Origin of the sequence: Streptomyces sp. NPDC047014 (assembly GCF_040644195.1) — a bacterium.
In the GTDB taxonomy this organism is placed as follows: Bacteria; Actinomycetota; Actinomycetes; order Streptomycetales; family Streptomycetaceae; genus Streptomyces.
Genome location: NZ_JBEYVX010000030.1, coordinates 49,938 through 70,278 on the forward strand (window position 1 = coordinate 49,938; position 20,341 = coordinate 70,278).

The window sequence follows — 20,341 nt, forward strand, 5'->3', positions numbered from 1 at the left end:
GTGAACCCCACCCCTTGTACCGCTGACAGCTCCCCGCTGTCCGATTAACGGTCACATCCCATCACGGAACATCAGCTACCGGAAGGCCGGATTCGCGTGGTTTCAGGGGCAGTTGAGGGGGGTCACGCCTGATATGAGGCGAGTTCGACGACGGTGATGTCGGAGGGCGCGCCCACCCGGACCGGCGGCCCCCAGGCCCCGGCGCCGCGGGAGACGTAGAGCTGGGTGTCGCCGTAGCGCTCCAGGCCGGCGACGGTGGGGTTGGCCAGCTCGGCCAGGTACTCGCCGGGCCAGAGCTGCCCGCCGTGGGTGTGGCCGGACAGCTGGAGGTCCACGCCGTGCGCGACGGCGTCGTGGATGACCACCGGCTGGTGGGCGAGGAGTACGGAGGCCCGCGTGCGGTCGCGGTCCCCGAGGGCCGCGGCGAAGTCCGGGCCGCTGCCCTCCCGCTCCCCCTGGACGTCGTTGACGCCCGCGAGGTCGAAGTGGGGCAGGGCGCGGCGGGCGTTCTCCAGCGGGGTCAGGCCCAGCTCCCGCACATGCTCCACCCACTGCTCGGCGCCGGAGAAGTACTCGTGGTTGCCGGTGACGAAGAAGGAGCCGTGGCGGGCGGTCAGCCCGCGCAGCGGCTCCGCCGCCGGGCCGAGGTCGTGGACGCTGCCGTCGACCAGGTCGCCCACGATGGCGATGAGGTCGGGCTGGGTGCTGTTGACGGTGTCGACCACGCGCTGGGCGTGGGCGCGGCCCAGTACCGGCCCGAGGTGCACATCGCTGACCACGGCGATCCGGAAGCCGTGCGCCGCGCGCGGCAGCTTGGCCAGCGGCACCCGCACCCGCCGGACGGACGGCCCGCGCAGCACCCCGTACGTACCAGCCCCCACGGTGCCGAGGGCGACGGCCGCGGCGGCTCCGCCGACGGTCCGCGCGACGAAGGTGCGCCGGCTCAGGCCGGTGCCCGGGGCCGGGGGAGAGGCGGGCGGCGCGGCCTCGGCGATCACCTCCCCGGGCTCCGCGGCGGCCGCGGCCCCGGCTCCGGGCTCCGCCACCGCGGCCGGTACCGGCGCCGCGGGCGCGGCCTCCGGCGCGGGGGGCCCGGCTACCGCCCCCGGGGGTGTGCGGTGGGCCAGACGGCGGAGCACCAGCGCGCGGATCGGCTCCGCTACCAGCATCGTCAGGGTCAGGTACAGGAGCACCGCGAGCCAGAGGTAACCGGGCCAGGACACCGCCTGCTGCAGCGGGAACGGCGCCCCGGCCCGGCCCGCGGTCAGGGCGGCCACGGAGAGGAGGGGCAGGGCGATGGCCAGTGCCGTGCCGATCCTGCGGGGCAGCCCGCCGGGTGCCGTGGTGTCCCGGACCAGCCGGATCCACAGCCAGCGGTGGACGAGGACCAGCAGCGCGAGGACCGCCAGCGCGACGAGGGCGAACAGCAGGACCGTCATGCCTGCTCGCCCGCCCCGCGCGTCACGTCCGCCGCGTCCGTCCCGCCCGACGCGTCCGTGCGTGAGCCGCGTCGCAGGGCGCGGACCCCGCGCAACCCGATCACACCGACCGCCGTCCCCAGAAGAAAGGACGACACCGCGAGCGTCAGGTGCACCCAGAAGTACGCCGTGGGGTCGCCCGCCTCGTCGAAGGCCAGGCCGCTTCCGTTCTTCCACAGGTTCCGGACGAAAGACACCCAGATGAACCAGCTCCACACGCCGAAAGCGAGCAGGAACCAGGAGGCGGTACGGCTGAGTCTCATGCCCTCAGTATCGGATTCCTCCCCGGGACGGACGCGCCGGGGTGGGCTGTCCCGGGGGTGGTTGCCGCGAAAGGGCCGGTCCCTGACGCCGTCCCGCTCATCGGGATGTACTTTCACCTGCGTGTCTGCCAAGAAGACCGCCCTGACGGTCCTGTCCGCCGCGCTGCTGCTCCCCACCGTGCTCGGGGTCCCCGCACACGCCGCGCCGCCCCCGCCGGCCGACGGGAAGGGGCAGCCCGCCAAGGCGCCCGCGGCGCCCGCGCCGCCGGTGTCCATGTCCACCATCGGCGGCTCGCGGCTCGGCCAGCCCGGCACCCAGGTGAATCTGCTGCCCGGCGCGCCCGCCCTGCCGACGAGCCTCAGCGGCCGCTCGTGGATCGTGGCGGACGCCGAGTCCGGCGAGGTCCTGGCGGCGCACAACGCGCACTGGCGGCTGCCGCCCGCCTCCACCATGAAGATGCTCTTCGCGGACACCCTGCTGCCGAGCCTGCCCAAGGAGCAGATCCACAAGGTCACCGACCAGGACATGGAGGGCGTCGGCCCCGGCAGCAGCCTGGTCGGGGTCAAGGAGGACCACGAGTACTCCGTCCACGACCTGTGGCTGGGGGTCTTCCTGCGGTCCGGGAACGACGCCGTGCATGTGCTCTCGGCCATGAACGGCGGCGTCGAGAAGACCGTCAAGGACATGCAGGCGCACGCCGAGGAACTCCAGGCCCTGGACACCCATGTGGTCTCCCCCGACGGCTACGACGCCCCCGACCAGGTGTCGAGCGCGTACGACCTCACCCTCATCGCCCGCTCCGGACTGCAGAAGCAGGACTTCCGGGAGTACTGCGGCACCGCGAGCGCCAAGTTCCCGGGCCTCCAGGAGCCGGGCAAGCCGCGGGACTACTTCGAGATCTCGAACACCAACCGGCTGATGACCGGCGCGGGCGGCCTCGCCCCCTACAAGGGCATCGCCGGGGTGAAGAACGGCAACACCACCATGGCCGGCTCCACCTTCACCGGCGCCGCGCAGCAGGGCTCCCGGAAGCTGCTGGTCACCGTGATGAACCCGGACACGGGAGGCGTGAACTCGGTCTACGAGGAGACCGCCGCGCTCTTCGACTGGGGCTTCTCGGCCGTCGGCAAGGTCAAGCCGGTGGGTGAGCTGGTGCCGCCGAAGAGCGCGGACACCACCTCCTTCGGCTCCCCCGCCACCTCTCACGAGAACGCCTCCGCGGCCGGGGTGAAGGCGGGCGGCGGGGTGGGCACCGCCCTCGGTGTGGCGGGCGGGGCGCTGGCCCTGCTGGCGGGCGGCGCCTTCGTGGTCAACCGGCGCTGGCCGCGCGGCCGCCGGGGCCGGGGCGAGGAGCTGGTCTAGGCGGGACCGGGGCGGGGCGCGGACGGCTCGCCGGCGCCCGCCTCGTCCCCCTCGGCAGCCTTGTCCCCGTCGGCCGCCTGGGCCGCCTGGGCCTTCTCGTCCTTCTCGGCCTTCTCCTCCTCCTTGTGCCCGGTCGCCGTCCAGGAGGCGGTGAACAGCAGCAGCTTCGCCATGAAGTTGATCCAGAGCAGCAGGGCGATCGGCACGCCGAAGGCCCCGTACATGCTCTTCGCGGCCACCCCCTGCATATAGCCGCTGAGCAGCAGTTTCAGCAGCTCGAAGCCCGCCGCGCCGATCAGGGCCGCCTGGATCAGGCGGCCGCGCGGCGGCTCGACCCCGGGCAGCAGGGTCAGGAGGTAGAGCAGCATCAGGAAGGCCGCGACCACGCCCACCAGGAAGGCGAGCACGCGCAGCAGCACCCCGCCCGCCCCGTCGCGCGCGATGCCGAGCCAGTCGGCGGACTTGCCGACCGCGCTGGCCCCGAGGATCGAGGCGGCGGCCGAGGCCAGGCCCACCCCGCCGAGGCCGAGCAGGACCAGGGCGTCCTTGCCCTTGCGGAGGATCGGGTTCCCGTCGTCCTCGTCGTCCTTGTCCCAGACCGCGCGCAGGCAGTCCCGCATGGAGCCCACCCAGCCGATGCCGGTGAAGAGCAGCAGGGCGCCGGCGATGAGGCCGACCGTACCGGCGTTGGCGACGAGCCCTTCGATGTTCAGCTGGTCGGAGATGCCCGGCACCTGCTCGGCGAGGTTCTTCTCCAGCGTGTCGAGCTGCTGCCGGCTGAGCAGGGCCGCGCCCACGGCGGCGGCCACGGTGATCAGCGGGAAGAGGGCGAGGAAGCTGAGGAAGGTGATCGCGGCGGCGAGCCGCGTCCAGTGCACCCGGTCGAGGCGTTCGTACGAGCGCCACGCGTGCGTCCGCATCAGACGGGCCACCAGCGGCCCGATCACCGGGAGATTCGTCAGCCAGTCCATGGAGTCACCGTAATTGAGCCGCCGGAAATAGCCGGGATTGCCGCTTTCAGGGACTACGGTCCTCCATTGTGACTTTTCGCCCAGTGCCCCCGGAGGGGCACCCGTTCCGCACCCTGGTACTGCGAAAGCTGAGGTTCCGTGCCCGGCGCACCGCGCGGCTGGCGCTGCGCCCGCCCGGTCAGGAGGGCCGCACGCCGGCCGGTCCGGCCGTGCCCGCCGCCTGGTCCACCGGGGAGCCCGGCTGCGCCGGTACCCCCGTGGCGCCGGTGCCGAAGGGGTACTCGCGCAGCTTGCGCCAGACCCCGTCCGAGCCCTGCTCGTAGAGGGCGAAGCCGTCGCAGCTCCACTCGGCGGCGTAGCCGGCGAGGCTGGCGAAGGCGAGGTCCATCGCCTCCTCGGAGATCCCGTGGGCCACGGTCACATGCGGGTGGTACGGGAAGGCCAGCTCGCGGCTGACCGGCCCCCGCGGGTCGCGGACCTCGCCCTGGAGGCGGGTGCAGCCCTCGGCGCCCTCGACGATCCGGACGAAGACCACCGGCGAGAGGGGGCGGAAGGTGCCCGTCCCCTCCAGCCGCATCGGGAAGGCGCGGAAAGCGGCCGCGACCTCGGCCAGGTGGGCCCGGATCGCCGGCAGCCGCTCCGCCTCGACCTCGGTGGGCGGGACCAGGGTGACGTGCGTGGGGATGCCGTGCGCGGCGGCGTCCCCGAAGCCCGCGCGCAGCTGCTGGAGCTGGCTGCCGTACGGCTCCGGGACCGCGATCGAAACGCCGAGCGTTACGGTCCCCACGTGTGTCTCCTCCGCTAGTCCCTCGTGGACTCCTGCCGCCCCAGTGTGCGGCCAGGACCCCTCTTCGTGCCAGAGCCGTCTGTCCGTAGTTGCGTTCGTCAGTGCTTGGCGGGCAGCAGGCCCAGCCGGTCGTACGCCTGCGCCAGGGTCTCGGCGGCGACCGCGCGGGCCTTCTCCGCGCCCTTGGCCAGGAGGGAGTCCAGGGTCTCGGGGTCGTCCAGGTACTCCTGGGTGCGCTGCCGGAAGGGTGTGACGAAGTCGACCATCACACCGGCCAGGTCGGTCTTGAGCGCGCCGTAGCCCTTGCCCTCGTACTTCTCCTCCAGGGCGGTGATCGTCTCGCCCGTGAGGGTGGAGTAGATCGTGAGCAGATTGCTGACGCCGGGCTTCTTCTCGGTGTCGAAGCGGATCTCGGCCTCGGTGTCGGTGACCGCGCTCTTGATCTTCTTCTCGGTGACCTTGGCCTCGTCGAGCAGGTTGATCAGGCCCTTGGGCGAGGAGGCCGACTTCGACATCTTGATCGCCGGGTCCTGGAGGTCGTAGATCTTCGCGACCTCCTTGACGATGTGCGGCGCGGGCAGGGTGAAGGTCCGGCCGAAGCGGCCGTTGAAGCGCTCGGCGAGGTCGCGGGTCAGCTCGATGTGCTGGCGCTGGTCCTCACCGACGGGGACGGCGTCCGCCTGGTAGAGCAGGATGTCCGCGACCTGGAGGATCGGATAGGTGAACAGGCCGACGCTGGCGCTGTTGACGCCGCCCTTGGCGGACTTGTCCTTGAACTGCGTCATCCGGCTGGCCTCGCCGAAGCCGGTGATGCAGTTCATCACCCAGCCGAGCTGCGCGTGCTCGGGCACGTGGCTCTGCACGAAGAGGGTGCAGCGCTCGGGGTCCAGACCGGCGGCGAGCAGCTGCGCGGCGGAGAGGCGGGTGTTCGCGCGCAGGTCCTTCGGATCCTGGGGCACGGTGATCGCGTGCAGGTCGACGACCATGTAGAACGCGTCGTGCGTCTCCTGCAGGGCGACGTACTGGCGGATGGCTCCGAGGTAGTTCCCGAGGTGGAACGAACCGGAGGTGGGCTGGATGCCGGAGAGCGCGCGAGGACGATCAGAAGCCATGGCCTCATTGTCTCAGGTACGGACCCGGGCTCGGCCCCGCCACCGTCCCCCACGGGCAATCCGCCTCGATCGCCGGCGGGGCTGCAGAATCCAGCCCCGCCGGCGTTCGAGGCGCGGGGGTTCGGGGGCGGAGCCCCCGGCACGGCGCCGCAGGGTTACGACAGCGGGAGCCCCGGGGCCGGGTAGGCGGCCATGAGGTCGGCGACCTCGGCACGGATCACCGCCAGCGCGGCCTCGTCCCCCTTCCCGGCGGCATCCACCGCCCGGGAGATCCACTCCGCCACCACCGGCATGTGCTCCGCCGTCAGCCCCCGCGAGGTCAGCGACGGCGTACCGATCCGGATCCCCGAGGGATCGAACGGCTTGCGCGGATCGAACGGCACCGTGTTGTAGTTCACGACGATCCCCGCCCGGTCCAGCGCCTTCGCCGCCACCTTGCCCGGCACGTCCTTGCCGGTCAGGTCGATCAGGATCAGGTGGTTGTCCGTACCGCCCGAGACCAGGTCGAAGCCCCGTTCCAGCAGCGCCGCCGCGAGCGCCTTCGCGTTGGCGACGACCGCGTGCGCGTACCGCGTGAACGACGGCTGCGCCGCCTCGTGCAGCGCCACCGCGATGCCCGCCGTCGTCTGGTTGTGCGGGCCTCCCTGGAGCCCCGGGAAGACGGCCTTGTCGATGGCCTTCGCGTGCTCCTCGCGGCACATCAGCATCGCGCCGCGCGGCCCGCGCAGGGTCTTGTGCGTGGTGGTGGAGATGACGTCCACGTGCCCCGCCGGGGAGGGGTGCGCGCCGCCCGCGATCAGGCCCGCGATATGGGCCACGTCCGCGACGAGCACCGCGCCCGCCTCCTGGGCGATCGAGGCGAAGGCGGCGAAGTCGATCGTGCGGGGCAGCGCGGTGCCGCCGCAGAAGATCAGCTTGGGCCGCTCGGTGAGGGCCTGCTCGCGCACCGCGTCGTAGTCGATCAGGCCGGTGTCGGCGCGCACGCCGTACTGCACCCCGCGGAACCAGGAGCCGGTCGCGGAGACGCCCCAGCCGTGCGTGAGGTGGCCGCCCATCGGCAGGGCCATGCCCATCACGGTGTCGCCGGGCCGGGCGAAGGCCAGGTAGACGGCCAGGTTGGCCGGGGAGCCCGAGTAGGGCTGGACGTTGGCGTGGTCCACGCCGAACAGGCCCTTGGCCCGCTCGACCGCCAGCGCCTCGACCCTGTCGATGTTCTGCTGGCCCTCGTAGTAGCGGCGGCCGGGGTAGCCCTCGCTGTACTTGTTCTGCAGCACCGTGCCGGAGGCTTCCAGGACGGCGGCGGACACGTAGTTCTCGCTGGGGATCAGGCGCAGGGTCCGCGCCTGGAGGACTTCCTCCGCGGCGACGAACGAGGCCAGTTCGGGGTCGGTCGCGGACAGGGCGGGATGGCGGCTCGCGCTCATGCGGGCTCCTCCGGGGTCGATGTGATCGGTACCCCGCGAGGCCCAGGCGAGCGGCCCTGTGTGCGGTCGAGCGCGCACGACTCCCCCGGAGTCGGTTCTCCGTGCGCCAGTCGCCGTGCGTACGAACACCTTAGCGGGCGCGCCGCCGTGGAGGTTTCTGCGTCCGGGATCCGAGCGACGATAAGAAGGTGACGCCACCCTCGTCACCGCTTCAACGGCCAGACGGACGATCGGAGACCCCGTGTCGACAACTGCTGACGCCATCCGCGCCGCCGACGCGCACAGCGCGCACACCTACCACCCGCTGCCCGTCGTGGTCGCGTCCGCCGAGGGCGCGTGGATGACGGATGTCGAGGGCCGCAGATACCTCGACATGCTCGCCGGGTACTCGGCGCTCAACTTCGGCCACGGCAACCGGCGTCTGATCGACGCCGCGCGGGCCCAGCTGGAGCGGGTCACCCTCACCTCGCGGGCCTTCTACCACGACCGCTTCGCGGACTTCTGTACCGAACTCGCCGCGCTGTGCGGCAAGGAGATGGTGCTGCCCATGAACACGGGCGCGGAGGCGGTGGAGACGGCCGTGAAGACCGCCCGCAAGTGGGGCTACGAGGTCAAGGGAGTGCCGGACGGGCACGCCAAGATCGTGGTGGCCGCCGACAACTTCCACGGCCGGACCACGACCATCGTGTCCTTCTCCACCGACCACGACGCCCGCGACCACTTCGGCCCCTACACCCCGGGCTTCGAGATCGTCCCGTACGGGGACCTCACCGCGCTCTCCCACGCCGTCACCGAGAACACCGTGGCCGTGCTGCTGGAGCCGGTGCAGGGCGAGGCGGGGGTCCTGGTGCCGCCCGCCGGGTACCTGCCCGGCGTACGGGAGCTGACCCGCGAGCGGAACGTCCTCTTCATCGCCGACGAGATCCAGTCGGGCCTCGGCCGCACCGGTGCCACCTTCGCCTGCGAGCACGAGGGCGTCGTCCCCGACGTGTACCTCCTCGGCAAGGCGCTCGGCGGCGGCGTGGTCCCCGTCTCGGCGGTGGTCGCGGACCGGGACGTGCTCGGGATCTTCCGGCCCGGCGAGCACGGCTCCACCTTCGGCGGGAACCCGCTCGCCTGCGCCGTCGCCCTGGAGGTGATCGCCATGCTGCGGACCGGCGAGTTCCAGCAGCGCGCCGCCGAGCTGGGCGACCACCTCCACCACGAGCTGGGCCTGCTCGTCGGCGGCGGCGCGGTGACCGCCGTACGCGGGCGCGGGCTGTGGGCGGGCGTGGACATCGACCCCTCGCGCGGCACCGGCCGGGAGATCTCCGAGCGGCTGATGGAGCAGGGGGTGCTGGTGAAGGACACCCACGGGTCGACGATCCGGCTCGCCCCGCCGCTGGTCATCAGCAAGGAGGACCTGGACTGGGGGCTGGAGCGGCTCCGGTCGGTGCTGTCGGCCTGACCGGCGCGCTCAGAGGATGACGTGGGGCAGGAAGCGGGCGTACTCGTCCGTGACCGGCCCCGCCGATTCCCGGATGCCGAGCCCGGCCGCCTCGTCCTCGACCACCCACGCGCCGAGGACGACCCGGTTGCCGTCGAAGTCGGGCAGCGGTGCCAGCTCCTGGAAGCAGTACCGCTCCCCCGGCTCCGGTACGAACGGCTCCGCGCCCCCGTCCGTCCCGTGCAGGGTGACCCCCGCGCCCTCCCGGCCGAGCAGCGGCTTGGCCACGTACCCGGCCGAGCCGGGCTCCGCCAGCTCGCGCGGGCCGTCGAGATAGGCGGGCAGCAGGTTCGGGTGCTCCGGGAACAGCTCCCACAGGATCGCCAGCAGGGCCTTGTTCGAGAGCAGCATCTTCCACAGGGGCTCGATCCAGCAGGTGCTGCCGGAGCCGCCGCCGTGGTCGTAGGTGCCGAGGACCTGCGGGCCGAACGCGTCCGTGGCCAGCCACTCCCACGGGTAGAGCTTGAAGCAGCTGCGGATGAAGCGCAGCTTCTCGTCCACGAACCGGCCGGACAGGCTGTCCCAGCCGATCTGCTCCACGGACAGCGCCTGGGTGTCCAGACCGGCCTGCTCGGCGGTCTCCTGGAGGTAGGCCACCGTCATCAGGTCCTCGCCGAGCTCGTCGGTCTCGGAGTGCGCGAAGTGCAGCGGGCCGGGCGGCAGCAGCTCGGCCTGGCGGCGCCAGGCGTCGACCAGGCGCTCGTGGAGGGAGTTCCACTGGTCGGCGCCGGGGAACCGCTCCTCCATCCAGAACCACTGCGGGCCGGCCGCCTCCACCAGGGAGGTCGGGGTGTCCGCGTTGTACTCCAGCATCTTGGCCGGGCCGCCGGCGCCGTCGTAGCGCAGGTCGAAACGGCCGTAGAGGGAGGGCTGTTCGGCGCGCCGGTGCCAGGACTCCGCGATCAGCGCGGCCAGCTTCGGATCGGTGATGCCGAGGTCCGCGAAGCGGTCCCGCTCGACGATGTGCGCGGCGGCGGCCAGGCACATGGCGTGCAGTTCCTCGACGACGTTCTCCAGCGCCTCCACCTCGGGCAGGGAGAAGGAGTAGTAGGCGCTCTCGTCCCAGTAGGGGCGCAGCGAGTCGTCCGGGTAGCGGGTCAGGGGGTAGATCAGCCCCTGCTCCTCGACCGTCTTCTGCCAGCCGGGGCGGGGCTCGATGGTGTGGCGCTGCATGGTCGCGGTCAGCCGCCGCTGGAGCCGGAGCTCTTGTGGCCGCCGATGCCGCCGCGGGTGACGGCGGACTTGTCGAAGCTGCCGCCCGCGACCTTGCCGGCGCTCACGTGGCCGCCGTAGTAGTACGCGCCGGTGCCGCCGCTCTTGCACTCCTTGTTGTTCAGGTGGCGGAGCGTGGAGCGGTCGGCGCAGCGCCGGTCCGGTTCGTCGCTGCTGCCGCAGGCCACGAGGGTGGCCGCGAGCAGGCCCACGCCTCCGAGGGCGACGGCTCCGGAGCGCATGCGGCGCTGGTTGGTGCTGCTGCTGTCCATGTCTGCTGCTCCCCCTGGGACCTCGCGTACTGCCGACAGACTAGAGCGGGTGTACCGGCCGATGGAATCCGGCCGCCGTGAGATCCGTGACCTAGAGTCAGTTCGTGCTGATTGGGATGGTTTGTGCGCTCGGCGCGGCGGTGTGCTTCGGTACGGCGTCCGTGCTCCAGGCGGTCGCGGCCCGCGCGGCGGAGCCCGGCACGGGCTCCGGGGTGGACGCGGCGCTGTTCCTGCGGGCGGTGCGGCAGTGGCGCTACCTGCTGGGGCTGGGCCTGGACGCGGCCGGTTTCGTCCTCCAGATCATCGCCCTGCGGCACGTGCCGATCTACGCGGTCGGCGCGGCGCTGGCGGCGAGCCTCGCGGTGACGGCGGTGGTCGCGGCGCGGCTGCTGCGGGCGCGGCTGTCCCGTACGGAGTGGTGCGCGGTCGGGGTGGTGTGCGCGGGCCTGCTGATGCTCGGGCTCTCCGCCGGGGAGGAGGGCACGGGCCAGGGCACGCTCGCGCTGAAGCTGGGGATGCTGGGCGTGGCGGTCCTGGTCCTGCTGGTGGGAGCGGTGGCGGGCCGCCTCCCGGACGGCCCGCGCGCCCTGGCCCTGGGCCTCGCGGCGGGCACGGGCTTCGGCGTGGTGGAGGTCTCGGTCCGCCTGATCGACTCCCTGCCGGCCCTGACGAACCCGGCCCTGTACGCCCTCCTCCTGGGCGGCGGCGCGGCCTTCCTCCTCCTGACGTCGGCCCTGGCGCGCGGCTCGGTGACGGTGGCGACGGCGGGCATGGTCACCGGCGAAACGGTGGGCCCGGCCCTGGTGGGCGTGATCTGGCTGGGCGACACCACCCGCGAGGGCCTCACCTGGCTGGCCACCACAGGCTTCGCGGTAGCGGTAGCGGGCTCCTTGGCCTTGGCCCGCTTCGGCGAACCACAACCCACCCCCGCCGACGACTGAAGCGCCCCTTTCAAGCCCCGCCGGCGTTTGAGGCGCGGGGGCCCGGGGGCAGCGCCCCCAACCCAGCCCCGCCGGCGTTTGAGGCGAAACGGCGCCGCACGGGAGCACGCACCCCGGCCCCATCAAGCCCCGCCGGCGATTGAGGCGCGGGGGCGCGGGGGCAGCGCCCCCGGAACGGCGCCGCACCCGGCACCCCCTCACGGCAAGGCCGCCACCAACGCCGCCAACGTCGCCCCCCACGCACTGTCGGACGGCCCCCCGTACCCCACAACCAGCGCATCCCGCCCCCTCCCCACCACCCCCGGATGCCGGAACATCCCCATCCCGTGCACCGCCAGGTCATGCCACGCGGCCGCCTGCACCACCGCCCTCTCCGCCCCCACGGGAAGCTCCAGCACCGCATGCAGCCCCGCCGCGATCCCGGACACCCCCACCGGCACCCCCGCCCGCTCCCCCACCGCCGCCACCAGCTCGTCCCGCCGCCGCCGGTACCGCAGCCGCATCCCCCGCACGTGCCGGTCGTACGCCCCCGACTCGATGAACGCCGCCAGCGTCAACTGCTCCAGCGCGCTGGACGTCCAGTCCGTGGCCCCCTTGACCGCCAGGACCTCCTCCACCATCCCCGGCGGCACCACCATCCACCCGATCCGCAGCCCCGGCGCGAGGGACTTGCTGGCCGTGCCCAGGTAGACCACCCGCTCCGGGTCCAGCCCCTGGAGGGCGCCGACCGCCTGCCGGTCGTAGCGGAACTCCCCGTCGTAGTCGTCCTCCAGGATCAGCCCGCCGGTGGTCCGCGCCCAGTCGACCACCGCCGCCCGGCGGGCCGGGGCCAGGGCCACGCCCGTCGGGAACTGGTGCGCCGGGGTCAGCAGCACCGCGCCCGACCCCGCCGTCAGCTCCCCCGTACGGGCCCCCTCGCCGTCCAGCCCCAGCGGCCTGGTCCGCAGCCCCTCCCGCGCCAGCAGGTCCCGGTGGAAGTGCAGCCCGTACCCCTCGACCGCCACCTCCCGCACCCGCCGGGCCCGCAGCACCCCCGCCAGCAGGGTCAGCCCGTGCAGGAAGCCCGCGCAGAGCACGATCCGCGCGGGGTCCGCGTAGACCCCGCGCGCCCGGGTCAGGTAGCCGGCCAGCGCCTCCCGCAGCTCGATCCGGCCGCGCGCCTCCACCGCGTACCCGAAGGCGTCGTTCGGCGCGGCGGTCAGCGCCCGCCGGGCCGCCGACAGCCAGGCGGCGCGCGGGAAGGCGGCCAGGTCCGGGGTGCCGGGCACCAGGCTGTACGCGGGCCCCCGGCGCGCGGGCCTCCGTACCGGCGCCGCCGCGTCCGCGCGGCGCGGACGGGCCCGCTCCGCCACCCGGGTGCCCGAGCCCTGGCGGGCGGTGAGCCAGCCCTCGGCGACCAGCTCGGCGTACGCCTCGGCGACGGTGTTCCGCGCGATGCCCAGGTCCGCGGCGAGGCTCCGCGAGGACGGCAGCCTGGTCCCGGCGGCCAGCCGGCCACTGCGCGCGGCCTCGCGCAGCGCCTCGGTGAGCCCGGCCCGCAGGCCCCGCCCGGCCACCCGGTCCAGGTGCAGGTCGGCCCCGAAAGTGGCCCAGGAATCCGTCATGGATATGGACCATACCGCTGGGCCGCATGCCTCGTACGGTGGAACACATGACGAACGAACAGCACCCCGAGGAAGCCCGCTACGGACACGAGCACACCCCCCGCATGCAGTGGGCCAAGGTCGCACCCGAGCTCTACAAGGCCGTCCTGGCCCTGGAGATGGCCGCGAAGAAGGGCCTGGACCCGGCCCTGGTCGAGCTGGTGAAGCTGCGCGCCTCGCAGATCAACCACTGCGCCTTCTGCATCGACATGCACACCAAGGACGCCCTCGCCGCCGGGGAGAGCGTGGAACGCATCGTCCTGCTGCCGGCGTGGGAGGAGTCGCGGCACTTCTACACGGAGAGGGAGCTGGCCGCGATCGAGCTGACCGAGGCGGTCACCGTCCTGACGGACGGCTTCGTCCCGGACGAGGTCTACGCGCGGGCCGCGGAGCAGTTCGAGGAGCGCGAGCTGGCCCAGCTGATCGGCGTGATCTCCACGATCAACGTCTGGAACCGCTTCGGCGTCGGCACCCGCATGGTGCCCGGCCACTACAAGGCGGGCATGTACGAGAAGTAGCCCCGGGCACGCGGAAGCCCCGGCGCGCACCGCGCCGGGGCTCTCACGTACTACGGCTTTCCCGTACTACGGAGCGATCAAATGAGGCCGAGCTCGCGGACCGCGTCGCGCTCCTCCGACAGCTCCTGGACGGAGGCGTCGATGCGGGAGCGGGAGAACTCGTTGACGTCCAGGCCCTGGACGATCTCGTACGTGCCGTCCGTGCAGGTGACGGGGAACGAGGAGATCAGACCGGCCGGCACGCCGTAGGAGCCGTCCGACGGGATGCCCATCGAGGTCCAGTCGCCCTCGGCGGTGCCGTTGACCCAGGTGTGCACGTGGTCGATGGCGGCGTTGGCGGCCGAGGCGGCCGAGGAGGCGCCACGGGCGTCGATGATCGCGGCGCCGCGCTTGGCGACGGTCGGGATGAAGGTGTCGGCCAGCCACGCCTGGTCGTTGACGACCTCGGCGGCGTTCTTGCCGGCGATCTCCGCGTGGAAGATGTCCGGGTACTGGGTGGCCGAGTGGTTGCCCCAGATGGTCAGGCGCTTGATGTCGGAGACGGCGGCACCGGTGCGGGCGGCCAGCTGCGAGATCGCGCGGTTGTGGTCCAGGCGGGTCATCGCGGTGAAGCGCTCGGCCGGTACGTCCGGGGCGGCGGCCTGCGCGATGAGCGCGTTGGTGTTGGCCGGGTTGCCCACGACGAGGACCTTGATGTCGTCGGCGGCGTGCGCGTTGATGGCCTGGCCCTGCGGCTTGAAGATGCCGCCGTTGGCGGCGAGCAGGTCGCCGCGCTCCATGCCCTTGGTGCGCGGGCGGGCGCCCACGAGCAGCGCGACGTTCGCACCGTCGAAGCCCTGGTTCGGGTCGTCGAAGATGTCGATGCCGGCGAGCAGCGGGAAGGCGCAGTCGTCGAGCTCCATCGCGGTGCCCTCGGCGGCCTTCATGCCCTGGGGGATCTCCAGGAGCCGGAGCTTGACCGGCACGTCCGCGCCGAGCAGGTGACCGGAGGCGATGCGGAAGAGCAGCGCGTAGCCGATCTGGCCGGCGGCGCCGGTAACGGTGACATTCACAGGAGTGCGGGTCATGGCCTTCTCCGTTAGACAGCTGGCGGTGGGGCGTCCCTGCCCCATGTGCTGGAGGACGCCGCTCCCGGGTAAATCTTGATGTGAAGAGACATCCGCGGTCAGGCTATCCGACCCGGGGGCGCCCCAACCCCCGGGTCCCTGTGGTGCGTGGCACACGCACCGCGCCGAACCGGTACGACCGCCTCCGCCCCGGCGGCGCTCACCGCACGGTGAAGCGGACCACGTCCTCCACGAACGGCAGGTCGAGCCACGGCCTGGGCGCCATCACCAGCGCGAGCAGCGTGATCGCCACGCCCAGCACCCCGTACGTGATCATGTCCGTGAAGCGGGAGCGCACCGCGAGCATGCCCACCGAGGGCAGGACCCGCCGCATCACCGAGGCCGCGATCAGCGCCACGCCGATGACCAGGCAGCCGACCTTGGCCTGCCCGAGGGCCGTGATCAGCAGGCCCGCCGCGGTGGCGGCGAGCACGCTGAGCATCGGCCACTGCCGGGCGGGCGTGGACACGGCGCCGGGGACGGCCCGGCCGCTGCCCTCGGGGCGGGCCGTGTCGCGCGTGACCGACGGGAAGCGGCGGGACTTGGCGGTGCCGCTGCCGTTGACGTGTCCGGCGTCCGGTTCAGCCCGCACTGCCGGCCCGTTCCGCCGCCTCGACCACGTTGACGAGGAGCTGGGCGCGGGTCATCGGGCCGACGCCGCCCGGGTTGGGGGAGATCCAGCGGGCCACCTCGGCCACGCCCGGGTGCACGTCGCCGACGATCTTCCCGTCGCCGTCGCGGCTGACGCCGACGTCGAGCACGGCCGCGCCGGGCTTCACGTCCTCCGGCTTGACCAGGTGCGGGACACCGGCCGCCGCGACGACGATGTCCGCCTGGCGCAGCAGCCCGGAGAGGTCGCGGGTGCCGGTGTGGCAGAGGGTCACGGTGGCGTTCTCGGACTTGCGGGTCAGCAGCAGGCCGATGGAGCGGCCGACGGTGATGCCGCGGCCGAGGACGACCACGTGCGCGCCGTCGATCTCGACCTCGTGATGGCGCAGCAGTTCGACGATCCCGTACGGGGTGCAGGGCAGCGGGCCCGGCTCGTTCAGCACCAGGCGGCCGAGCGACATGGGGTGCAGGCCGTCGGCGTCCTTGAGCGGATCCATCAGTTCCAGGACCCGGTTGGTGTCGATGCCCTTGGGGAGCGGGAGTTGCACGATGTAGCCGGTGCAGTCCGGGTTGTCGTTCAGCTCCCGCACGACCTGCTCGATGTCCTCCTGGGAGGCCGTGGTGGGCAGTTCGCGCTGGATGGAGGCGATGCCGACCTCGGCGCAGTCCTTGTGCTTGCCGTTGACGTACCAGCGGCTGCCCGGGTCGTCGCCGACCAGCAGGGTGCCGAGGCCGGGGGTGATGCCCCGCGCCTTCAGGGCCGCCACACGGGCGGTCAGTTCGGACTTGATCGCGGCCGCGGTGGCCTTGCCATCGAGAATCTGGGCGGTCATGCCCCCATCCTCCCGGATGAGGTGGCCCCTGTTCCAGTCAAGGCGCTCACGACCGCACGGGGTTCATTGCACTTGCACAACAAGTCACACGGCGTAGCGCAAGTGGCTGGACAAGCCATTCCGGGCGGACCACGATGAAACGACTGAGTGCCGCGGGCAGTGCCGGGGGGCGGACCGCACCGTGCAGGATCCTCCGTGCTCGTGCCGTGCGTCCCCGCACTTCCACGGAGGAACACCCCAAGATGAGCTTCGGCGACCCGCACAATCCGTACGGACAGCAGCCGTCCCAGCCCCCGCAGGGCCAGCCCGGCTACGGCTACCCGCAGCAGGCCCCGCCCGGTATCCCGCCGCAGTCCGGCTACGCCTACCCGCAGCAGGCCCCCATGGGCTACCCGGGCGGCCCCGGCGGGTACCCGGGGGGCTACGGGGAGATGCCGGGCGGCGCGAAGGCGGCCCGCGTCATCCTCTGGATCCTGGGCATCCTCCAGCTGCTGGCCGGCCTGTTCGTCACCGTCGGCCTCGCGCTGCTCGGCGCGGCGCTCTCGGGCTCCACCAGCTCCTCCGCGAACGACGCGGGGGCCGCGGCCGGCATCATGGGCGTGATCGTCGGCGTCCTGGTCATCGGCGTGTCGCTGTGGCCGATCCTGACCGCGGCCAAGATGGCCAAGGGCGGCAACGGCGTCCGGATCTCGGGCATCATCTACGGCTCCCTCCAGGTCCTGTTCGCCGGCGTCGGCATGCTCATCAACCTGATGGCGCTCGGCGCGAGCGAGAACTCCCAGGGCGGCCTCACCGCCCTCAGCGTCATCCCCTCGCTGATCTCCCTGGCCCTGGGCATCACGGTCGTCGTCGGCCTGGCGAAGTCCGGCGCCTGGTTCCACCGCCCGCGCTACTGAACGAGCCGCTGTACGGCGAAGGCCGCGCCCCGTGATGCGGGGCGCGGCCTTCGCCGTACAGCGGTCGGGCTCAGTGAGCGGTCGGGCTCAGTGAGCGGTCGGGCTCAGTGAGCGGTCGGGCTCAGTGGAAGAAGTGCCGGGTGCCGGTGAAGTACATGGTCACGCCCGCCTTCTGCGCCGCCTCGACCACCTGCTCGTCGCGGACCGAACCGCCCGGCTGGACCACGGCCTTGATGCCCGCGGCCGTCAGGATCTCCAGCCCGTCCGGGAAGGGGAAGAAGGCGTCGGACGCGGCGTACGAGCCCTGCGCGCGCTCGGCGCCCGCCCGCTCGACGGCCAGCTTCGCGGAGTCCACCCGGTTGACCTGGCCCATGCCGACGCCGACCGAGGCGCCGTCCTTGGCGAGCAGGATCGCGTTGGACTTGACGGCGCGGCACGCCTTCCACGCGAAGGCCAGCTCGGCGAGCTCGGCCGGGGACAGGGCCTCGCCGGTGGCGAGGGTCCAGTGGGCCGGGTCGTCGCCCTCGGCCTGGAACACGTCGGACTGCTGGAGCAGCACCCCGCCGGAGATCGGCTTGACGTCGCCGGGCTGGGCCGGGGAGCCGTCCACCTTCAGGACGCGGATGTTCTTCTTCCGGGCCAGGATCTCCACCGCGCCGTCCTCGTAGCCGGGGGCGGCGATGACCTCGGTGAAGATCTCCGCGACCTGCTCGGCCAGCTCGACGGTCACCGGGCGGTTGACGGCGATGACCCCGCCGAACGCCGACAGCGGGTCGCAGGCGTGCGCCTTGCGGTGCGCGGCGGCGACGTCCGCGCCGACGGCGATGCCGCACGGGTTGGCGTGCTTGATGATCGCCACGCAGGGCTCGTCGTGGTCGTAGGCGGCGCGGCGCGCGGCCTCGGTGTCCACGTAGTTGTTGAAGGACATCTCCTTGCCGTGCAGCTGCTCGGCGTTGGCGAGGCCGCCCGGCAGGCCGTCCGTGTAGATCGCGGCGGCCTGGTGCGGGTTCTCGCCGTAGCGCAGGGTGGACTTGCGCTCCCAGGCGCCGGCCAGGAACTCGGGCAGGGCGCCGCCCTCGTCCTCGGGGGCGTACGCGTTCGTGAACCAGGAGGCCACGGCCACGTCGTAGGCGGCGGTGTGCTGGAACGCCTCGGCGGCCAGCCGCTTGCGCGCGGTGAGGTCGAAGCCGCCGCCCTGGGCCGCCGCGATGACGTCGGCGTAGCGGGCGGGGCTGGTGACCACGGCCACGGACGGGTGGTTCTTGGCGGCGGCGCGGACCATCGACGGGCCGCCGATGTCGATCTGCTCGACGCACTCGTCCGGGGTGGCACCCGACTGGACGGTGGCCAGGAAGGGGTAGAGGTTGACGACCACGAGGTCGAAGGGCTCCACGCCCAGCTCGGCCAGCTGCTCGCGGTGGGCCTCCAGGCGCAGGTCGGCGAGGATGCCGGCGTGCACACGCGGGTGCAGGGTCTTGACCCGACCGTCCAGGCACTCGGGGAAGCCGGTCAGCTCCTCGACCTTGGTGACGGGCACCCCGGCGGCGGCGATCTTCGAGGCGGTGGAGCCGGTGGAGACGAGCGCGACGCCCGCCTCGTGCAGGCCGCGGGCCAGCTCTTCCAGTCCCGTCTTGTCGTAGACGCTGATGAGCGCACGCCGGATCGGCCGCTGGTTCGTGGTCGGGTCGTTGCTCGCTGCGGTGTCTGCGGCGGTCACTGGATTGTTACCTTTCGTCCCTCAATGCGGTAGCCGTGCCGGGCCAGACGCCCCACGACATCGACGAGCAGCTGTCGCTCGACTTCCTTGATGCGCTCATGGAGAGCGGCTTCGTCGTCCTCGTCCCGGACCTCGACCACACCCTGGGCGATGATCGGACCGGTGTCCACGCCGCTGTCCACGAAGTGGACCGTGCAGCCGGTGACCTTCGCGCCGTAGGCGAGCGCGTCGCGCACGCCGTGCGCACCGGGGAAGGAGGGGAGGAGGGCGGGATGGGTGTTGACGAACCGGCCGCCGAAGCGGTCGATGAACGCCTTGCCCACGATCTTCATGAATCCGGCCGACACGACGAGATCGGGCGCGTGGGCGCCGGTGGCGGCGGTGAGCGCCGCGTCCCACTCCGCGCGGCTGCCGAAGTCCTTGACGGAGCAGACGAAGGTGGGGATGCCCGCCTTCTCCGCCCGCTCCAGGCCGGCGATGTTCTCGCGGTCCGCCCCCACGGCGACGACTTCGGCACCGAAGCCCTCGGATCCGCCGGGGTGGGCGTCGATGGCGTCGAGCAGGGCCTGGAGGTTGGTGCCGGAACCGGAGACCAGCACGACCAGGCGGGAGGCGGCCATGGGGAGGCCCTTTCTCGCGAATTGCGGTGTTCGTCCTTGTGTGGTCATACGAAACTTCGGGGTACCGATATACGGGGAACCATACGAAGCCACCGACCGCCTGCAACGATACCGGCACACCGGACGGCCCCCGAGGGACGGGGGGACGGGCGGGCGGTAGCGTCGGGCCTACAAGGCTTGAACTGGCCCACCTCGCCACGATGTCCTCGCGACGTCCATGACACAGGGGATGAAACACACCCGATGCCGGACCGCCGTCAGCCCGACTCCCCCACCGACGACAACCCCTTCGCGGCCCCGCCGGAAGGCCGACCCGACCAGCCGTGGGAGCCGCGCCGCGGTGCCGGCGGCCGGAACGGCGACGGCAGCGGCGAGGGCGACGGCCCGAGGGACACGGACGAGGACCGGCGCGGCCCGGCCCGCTGGGACCCGACGGACCCGGTCCAGCGGCGGGCGCGGTACGCGCTGCTCGCGGGCATGTGGGGCTTCTTCTTCGGGATCTTCGGGATCCCGTCGGTCGGGCTGCTGCTGGGCGCGCTCGCCCTGTACTGGGGCATCAGCGCCCTGCGCGGCAAGCCGGCCTCCCCGGCGGAGCCGGACGCCCCGACGGGCCTCCAGGCCCTCGGCCCGGCGGCCCGCCCCCAGCGCACGGCGGCGGTGACCGGCCTGGTCACGGCCTCTCTGGCGATCCTGCTGGCGTTCGGTTCGTACGCGGTGCAGCTGGCGTACAAGGACTTCTACGTCTGCCGCGACGACGCCCTCACGAACGCGGCGGAACTCCAGTGCAACACCCTCCTGCCGGACAACGTCCTGGGCGACGTGATGAAGGTCCCCCGCTGACCCGCTGAGGCGCATCCCCCCGGACCCCGGCCGCGCCCCCTACCCACCCACCCGCCGCCGAACCACAACCCGCGCCCCCACCACAGGCGGAGCCAACCCGGCCCCCGATCCATCCCCGCCGCCCACTCCAGCCCCGCCGGCGTTTGAGGCGCGGGGGTCCGGGGGCAGCGCCCCCACTCCAGCCCCGCCGCCCATCTTCTTCATCGTGGGCGGACGCGTCGGCGACGTCTTCGGCCGGCGCGGCACCCTG

20 protein-coding genes are annotated in these 20,341 nt (G+C 72.7%); 6 read left to right on the plus strand and 14 right to left on the minus strand.

Annotation, left to right across the window (positions count from 1 at the left end):
* Nucleotides 1–122: 122 nt before the first annotated feature.
* Both ABZ873_RS18595 and ABZ873_RS18600 read right to left on the minus strand, forming a co-directional pair.
* Nucleotides 123–1,439, minus strand: a complete 1,317-nt coding sequence (locus ABZ873_RS18595) for a metallophosphoesterase (protein ID WP_360872692.1) — start codon at nucleotides 1,437–1,439, stop codon at nucleotides 123–125.
* Nucleotides 1,436–1,741 (minus strand): hypothetical protein, encoded by a 306-nt coding sequence (locus ABZ873_RS18600; RefSeq protein WP_360872695.1) that lies wholly within the window; start codon nucleotides 1,739–1,741, stop codon nucleotides 1,436–1,438. Before ABZ873_RS18600 ends, ABZ873_RS18595 begins: the two co-directional genes overlap by 4 nt.
* Nucleotides 1,742–1,862: 121 nt before the next feature.
* Between ABZ873_RS18600 and ABZ873_RS18605 the strand changes: the two genes are divergently transcribed.
* Nucleotides 1,863–3,104, plus strand: a complete 1,242-nt coding sequence (locus tag ABZ873_RS18605; RefSeq protein WP_360872698.1) for a D-alanyl-D-alanine carboxypeptidase — start codon at nucleotides 1,863–1,865, stop codon at nucleotides 3,102–3,104.
* Here ABZ873_RS18605 and ABZ873_RS18610 read toward each other — a convergent pair.
* The 4 genes from ABZ873_RS18610 to glyA all read right to left on the minus strand — a co-directional run bounded on the left by ABZ873_RS18610 (nucleotide 3,101) and on the right by glyA (nucleotide 7,398).
* Entirely contained in the window at nucleotides 3,101–4,075 is a 975-nt protein-coding gene (locus ABZ873_RS18610; protein ID WP_360872701.1) for a YihY/virulence factor BrkB family protein, read from the minus strand. The genes ABZ873_RS18605 and ABZ873_RS18610 overlap by 4 nt on opposite strands.
* A gap of 178 nt (nucleotides 4,076–4,253) precedes the next feature.
* A complete protein-coding gene (locus ABZ873_RS18615; protein ID WP_360872703.1) occupies nucleotides 4,254–4,862 on the minus strand; it encodes a 2'-5' RNA ligase family protein in 609 nt (202 codons plus the stop codon).
* A 98-nt stretch (nucleotides 4,863–4,960) separates the two neighbouring features.
* Nucleotides 4,961–5,974 carry a tryptophan--tRNA ligase gene (gene trpS, locus ABZ873_RS18620; protein WP_360872706.1) on the minus strand — a complete coding sequence of 338 codons (1,014 nt, stop codon included), beginning with the start codon at nucleotides 5,972–5,974 and terminating at the stop codon, nucleotides 4,961–4,963.
* A gap of 155 nt (nucleotides 5,975–6,129) precedes the next feature.
* A complete protein-coding gene (gene glyA / locus ABZ873_RS18625; protein WP_360872709.1) occupies nucleotides 6,130–7,398 on the minus strand; it encodes a serine hydroxymethyltransferase in 1,269 nt (422 codons plus the stop codon).
* Nucleotides 7,399–7,639: 241 nt separating this feature from the next.
* On the opposite strand from glyA, the gene rocD reads away from it, so the two are divergent.
* Nucleotides 7,640–8,845: an ornithine--oxo-acid transaminase gene (rocD, locus tag ABZ873_RS18630; RefSeq protein WP_360872712.1), complete on the plus strand. Its 1,206-nt coding sequence runs from the start codon at nucleotides 7,640–7,642 to the stop codon at nucleotides 8,843–8,845.
* Nucleotides 8,846–8,854: 9 nt separating this feature from the next.
* Here rocD and ABZ873_RS18635 read toward each other — a convergent pair whose 3' ends face one another.
* Nucleotides 8,855–10,057 carry a glutathionylspermidine synthase family protein gene (locus ABZ873_RS18635; protein ID WP_360872715.1) on the minus strand — a complete coding sequence of 401 codons (1,203 nt, stop codon included), beginning with the start codon at nucleotides 10,055–10,057 and terminating at the stop codon, nucleotides 8,855–8,857.
* An 8-nt stretch (nucleotides 10,058–10,065) separates the two neighbouring features.
* Entirely contained in the window at nucleotides 10,066–10,368 is a 303-nt protein-coding gene (locus ABZ873_RS18640) for a hypothetical protein (RefSeq protein ID WP_360872718.1), read from the minus strand.
* Between the two features lie 116 nt (nucleotides 10,369–10,484).
* On the opposite strand from ABZ873_RS18640, the gene ABZ873_RS18645 reads away from it, so the two are divergent.
* Nucleotides 10,485–11,309 carry a hypothetical protein gene (locus ABZ873_RS18645; protein ID WP_360872768.1) on the plus strand — a complete coding sequence of 275 codons (825 nt, stop codon included), beginning with the start codon at nucleotides 10,485–10,487 and terminating at the stop codon, nucleotides 11,307–11,309.
* A gap of 197 nt (nucleotides 11,310–11,506) precedes the next feature.
* On the opposite strand, the gene ABZ873_RS18650 is transcribed toward ABZ873_RS18645, so the two are convergent.
* Complete coding sequence (locus tag ABZ873_RS18650) at nucleotides 11,507–12,913, minus strand: PLP-dependent aminotransferase family protein (RefSeq protein WP_360872721.1); 1,407 nt, start codon at nucleotides 12,911–12,913, stop codon at nucleotides 11,507–11,509.
* A gap of 47 nt (nucleotides 12,914–12,960) precedes the next feature.
* Between ABZ873_RS18650 and ABZ873_RS18655 the strand changes: the two genes are divergently transcribed.
* Complete coding sequence (locus tag ABZ873_RS18655; RefSeq protein ID WP_360872724.1) at nucleotides 12,961–13,470, plus strand: carboxymuconolactone decarboxylase family protein; 510 nt, start codon at nucleotides 12,961–12,963, stop codon at nucleotides 13,468–13,470.
* A 77-nt stretch (nucleotides 13,471–13,547) separates the two neighbouring features.
* Here the strand turns inward: ABZ873_RS18655 and ABZ873_RS18660 are convergent, their stop codons facing one another.
* The 3 genes from ABZ873_RS18660 to ABZ873_RS18670 all read right to left on the minus strand — a co-directional run bounded on the left by ABZ873_RS18660 (nucleotide 13,548) and on the right by ABZ873_RS18670 (nucleotide 16,018).
* Nucleotides 13,548–14,537, minus strand: coding sequence for a malate dehydrogenase (locus ABZ873_RS18660; protein WP_360872727.1), 990 nt, complete (start codon nucleotides 14,535–14,537; stop codon nucleotides 13,548–13,550).
* 199 nt (nucleotides 14,538–14,736) lie between these two features.
* Entirely contained in the window at nucleotides 14,737–15,168 is a 432-nt protein-coding gene (locus tag ABZ873_RS18665) for a DUF3017 domain-containing protein (RefSeq protein WP_360872730.1), read from the minus strand.
* Nucleotides 15,158–16,018: a bifunctional methylenetetrahydrofolate dehydrogenase/methenyltetrahydrofolate cyclohydrolase gene (locus ABZ873_RS18670; protein WP_360872733.1), complete on the minus strand. Its 861-nt coding sequence runs from the start codon at nucleotides 16,016–16,018 to the stop codon at nucleotides 15,158–15,160. Before ABZ873_RS18670 ends, ABZ873_RS18665 begins: the two co-directional genes overlap by 11 nt.
* Nucleotides 16,019–16,260: 242 nt before the next feature.
* Between ABZ873_RS18670 and ABZ873_RS18675 the strand changes: the two genes are divergently transcribed.
* Nucleotides 16,261–16,914 (plus strand): hypothetical protein, encoded by a 654-nt coding sequence (locus ABZ873_RS18675; protein ID WP_360872736.1) that lies wholly within the window; start codon nucleotides 16,261–16,263, stop codon nucleotides 16,912–16,914.
* A 121-nt stretch (nucleotides 16,915–17,035) separates the two neighbouring features.
* Here ABZ873_RS18675 and purH read toward each other — a convergent pair whose 3' ends face one another.
* Nucleotides 17,036–18,631, minus strand: coding sequence for a bifunctional phosphoribosylaminoimidazolecarboxamide formyltransferase/IMP cyclohydrolase (gene purH, locus ABZ873_RS18680; protein ID WP_360872739.1), 1,596 nt, complete (start codon nucleotides 18,629–18,631; stop codon nucleotides 17,036–17,038).
* Entirely contained in the window at nucleotides 18,628–19,251 is a 624-nt protein-coding gene (gene purN, locus ABZ873_RS18685) for a phosphoribosylglycinamide formyltransferase (protein ID WP_360872742.1), read from the minus strand. The genes purH and purN overlap by 4 nt, the downstream gene beginning before the upstream one ends.
* 243 nt (nucleotides 19,252–19,494) lie before the next feature.
* On the opposite strand from purN, the gene ABZ873_RS18690 reads away from it, so the two are divergent.
* Nucleotides 19,495–20,091 carry a hypothetical protein gene (locus ABZ873_RS18690; protein ID WP_360872745.1) on the plus strand — a complete coding sequence of 199 codons (597 nt, stop codon included), beginning with the start codon at nucleotides 19,495–19,497 and terminating at the stop codon, nucleotides 20,089–20,091.
* The last annotated feature ends 250 nt before the right edge of the window (nucleotides 20,092–20,341 follow it).